Source organism: Streptomyces sp. NPDC048191 (assembly GCF_040652655.1).
Taxonomy (GTDB): Bacteria; Actinomycetota; Actinomycetes; order Streptomycetales; family Streptomycetaceae; genus Streptomyces.
In genome coordinates, this window is the sequence record NZ_JBEZMO010000076.1 from 1 (window position 1) to 3,589 (window position 3,589).

Sequence of the window (3,589 nt, forward strand, 5' to 3'; positions counted from 1 at the left end):
GTCGGCGTGGTCATCGAGGCCGAACACGCCTGCATGACCCTCCGCGGCGTCCAGGCCACCGGCTCCAGCACCATGACCTCCACCCTGCTCGGCCTGCTGCGCTCCGACGCCCGCTCCCGCAGCGAATTCCTCGCCCTGACCGGCACAGCTGGCTGAAACAGGCAGCACGTCCCAGGCCCGGCCGTCCCCTCGCGCACCGACGTCGCCAGGAAGGCCCAGCAGCAGACATCACGGCAACCTCGGCGACCAGCCACCCCCAGGGTGCGGCGGCGACAACGATCAGACCCGGCCCGTACGGCCGCGGCCGAGCCACCCTGCCTGTGCCGGACGACGACTATGGCCAGGCGCGTGTGCCCGGTAGGAGCCGGCACGAGGACGTCGCCCGAGTCGGCCCTTTTGCGCCCGACGCCGTGACGGTCGCGGTAGCGAGCCGCAGCCGGCGGATTGATGGCGAACCTGCCGCTTCACCGGCGCGCGAGGCAGCGACCAGCAGGTCACAGCCGTCTCGATCACGACCGGGATTCGGAGTGTCCTCGGTCCGCCGTGCACGGCAAACATGCCGAGGAACGTCCAGGCGCCGACTGTCGTGGCGTCGATGCGGAGTTCGGTGATCAGTTGGCCGACACCTCGACCAAAACGATGTCGTGGTGGTGTTCGGACCACTCGACACCGCAGCGGACTACGCCTGATTCCCCCCAACTGTGTTTCGCCTGCGGCAGCTTGCAGGGCAAGATGCCGCTGAACGTCCGTCCCTCAGGAGGCGGGCAACCGGCCGCCAGGAGCTGCTTGCGGCCCGCGTAGCGGCGCGGCCGGTCCACCGGCTCCAGCCGAGTGGAGGGCCTTCTCGTCCTGGTTGCGGGCGGCCAAGGCGCAGGCTCGCTGTTCCGCCCGCAGTGCACGTGACGTCCTGCCGTCCGGGGAGGTGAGGGTCACGGTGCCGCCCCTCGGTCTGAACCGGGGCCCTGGGCATGGCCCATGTGCGGTGAGCGGCTGGTTCTCGGTGGGGAGGCGCCGTGCAGCGGGCAGGAGGGGGCGTCCGGGGGCAGGGCACGGTCGATGAGCCCGTACCTCTGGGCTTTTGGGGCGGAGAACCATCGATCGCTTTGGAGGCCGGGGTGGTGCCGGCGATGTCGCGTCCGGTGAGCGAGGCGACGAGGGCCGCCATTTCCGCGCGGGTGTGCCGGAGTTGCTGCGGACTGGCGCGGGCGTGCTCGGGGGAGCGGAAAAGGGACGGCAGGTGCAGCATTGTTTTCCTGTGGGGCGTGGCGCAGCGTCCGCGACGCCCACCTCGCCGCTGAGCAGCCGGTCCACCTCGCAGTGGCCGCTTGGCATAGGAGCAAGCGAACGTCGCCGCGGATCTCCGCAGCCCCGACTCAGCCCAACAGGCTCATGCCAATCGCCAAAGCCATCCTCAATCCTGGAGAAAGGCTCCGTCCGTTGCTCAGGCCGTACATGGCTGCGACAACACGCACCGTCCATCTGCCTCACTAAACGGCAGAAATGCGTGAACAACGGAAATTCCACCTGTAGTTTTCGCCCGTCAGGTGTCCTGCCACGCCGACGGTCAGCGACACCCGGAATGGTGGCACGCTGCGACAAGAGAGAGGCACCCGCCGATGAGTATCCGTGATGCTGTCCTGTCGCGCCGGGCTTCCCGCCAGCAGTTTGCGACCACACGAGAGGCCAGGAGTCGAACAGCTGACAGATCCCCCGCTCATGCCGGATCTGATGCCGGGCCGATGGGCACCGGCCCGGCAGGTTGCCCCACCCGCCGGATCCGGCGGGGTATGGGTGCGGTGGCAGGAGCATGTGTGGTGCTGACGGGCGTCGGACCGGTGTCGGCGGCCGCCGCGCCGGTGACGGCTACGTCGGCCCAGGCGCGAGCAGCTGCCCCCTCGCAGACCTTCTTCTTCACCGGCGCACCACAGACCTATTCGGTTCCGGCGGGGGCGGTGGTGACGATCATCGCCGACGGCGCCGGAGGTGCCGACAACACCGGCACCACCTGTCTTCCCATGCCGGGCGTAGGGGGCAGCGGTGCACGGGTCACCACCGTGGTGCAGACCACCACGCCCACCACCTACACCGTCAACGTCGGCGGCACCGGCGGCAAAGGCTGCAACGGCAGTGAGACGGGCGGTGCGGGTGGGTTCAACGGCGGTGCCCCCGGAGGGAACGCCTTCTTCCGCGGCGGGGAAGGCCCGGGTGGGGGCGGAGCATCCAGTGTCAGCATGGGCGGCTCCCTGCTCGTGGTCGCCGGGGGCGGCGGCGCCGCCGGTGGAGGCACCAGCGGCCCGGGCAATGAGGGTGGCAATGGAGGTCAGGGCGGGCAGCCGAACGCTACCGCCGGCGCCGCCGGACGCAGCACCGGCATCGGCCTGGGATCACCGGGACAGGGCGGGGGTGGTGGCACCACCGGTGCCGGGGGCGTCGGGGGTGCCCCCGGCACCGGCGGCTGTACGCCGGCCACGGCGGGCGGGCCAGGGGGCGTCTCCTCGGGTGCCGCGGTGGGCACCGGAGGTGCCGGAGGCAGCAACGGTTCCAACGGCGCCGGTTGTGTCGGCGGTGCTGGTGGTGGGGGCGGGGGCGGATACTTCGCCGGCGGGGGCGGCGGCGCCGCCGACACCTTCGCGCCGGGTGGTGGCGGAGGGGGAGGAGGGGGAGGAAGCAGTTTCGCCTCGGGCACCGGGACCAGTTATGCGCTGTCGACGATCGGGACGGCGAACCACAACGGTCAGGTGATCATCTCCTATACCGTGCCCTCTCCCTCGTTGACCATCGTCAAGGCGCACGCCAGGCCCTTCGTTCAGGGCCGGCAGGGTGTCTACACCATCACGGTCGGCAATAGCGGTCCCGGCCCTACGGATGGCACCCTGCCCGTCACGGTGCACGACAGACTTCCCCGCGGGCTGAGGGCACGTCATATCTCTGGCCCGGGGTGGGTCTGCTCCCTGGCCGCTCTCACCTGCAAACGCAGCGACGTCCTCCTCCCGAATCGCACCTACCCGCCCATCACCCTGACCGTCGACGTCCTCTGCAGCGGACAAGGCCACGACCACGGCCGCAATGCCCCTGCCGTCATCCCCAAGGGACGTGGAGACGACGGCCGTCACGTCATCAACACCGCCAGTGTCACCGGAGGCGGCGACAGCGCCACCCACACCGCCAGCGACCCGACCACCATCAAATCCAGCCGACACTGTTGCATCGACCACCACCGCCCCGACCACCTCGCTTGCGACGATGGGTCTGTCTGCGTCAACGGCTAGTACTCCAGTCGCGCTTCTCCATTTGTGCTGGTCAGCGCGTCTGGTTCGAGTCTATTGGACTGACGCGACATCAGGGGGCGGTGGTTCGTGACTCATCTGATCGGGGTGCGTTGATCTGGTCATAAGCGGTTCCAGCTTGGGCACAGTGATCCAGGGCTCCCCGTTGGGGGTGGTGACCTTCACCCCGCCCGCCGAGCCGTCCGCAGTCGTCGACCTCCCAGGCATTGAGCGTTTTCAGCTCGGCCCCGATCGGGTGATGCCCGGACGTTGAAGTGAGTGGCAGAACGACCGGGGCCTCCCGGCTGTTGAGCGAGGTGTCT

Annotated in this window: 2 protein-coding genes; both read left to right on the forward strand. The window is 69.6% G+C overall.

The window, feature by feature from the left end; genetic code table 11:
* Positions 1-156 (forward strand): GTP cyclohydrolase I (locus AB0D93_RS41370; protein WP_362131890.1); only part of this gene is annotated, 156 nt, incomplete at its 5' end.
* Between the two features lie 1,655 nt (positions 157-1,811).
* The gene (locus AB0D93_RS41375; RefSeq protein ID WP_362131887.1) at positions 1,812-3,269 is read left to right on the forward strand and encodes a hypothetical protein; all 1,458 of its coding nucleotides are present in this window, start codon (positions 1,812-1,814) and stop codon (positions 3,267-3,269) included.
* Positions 3,270-3,589: the final 320 nt, after the last annotated feature.